The 234-nt window shown below is 68.8% G+C and carries 1 protein-coding gene; it reads left to right on the plus strand.

All coding sequences use genetic code 11. The annotated features are described in order from the left end of the window. Window positions 1-234, plus strand: a 234-nt coding sequence (locus ACR9ZK_RS23610) for a CPBP family intramembrane glutamic endopeptidase (protein ID WP_481344338.1), incomplete at both ends; no start/stop codon positions are given.

Consider the following 234-nt stretch of genomic DNA (forward strand, 5'->3'; position numbering starts at 1 on the left):
GTCGTCATGGTCGGCTACCTCTTCACCCGGTGGCGCCAGGTCGGTTGGGCCTGGCCCCTAGTCATCGCCGCCTCCGCCGTGACCCGCGGCACCTACCACCTCTACCAAGGCTTCGGCGGGTTCGTCGGCAACATCGCCATGTGCCTGCTCCTCGGCCTCATCTTCGTCCGGACCCGCCGCGTCATTCCCCTTGTCGCGTGCCACACCGCCCTCGACGTCGTCGCCTTCGTCGGG

Source organism: Monashia sp. HAY1-5C (genome assembly GCF_056755255.1).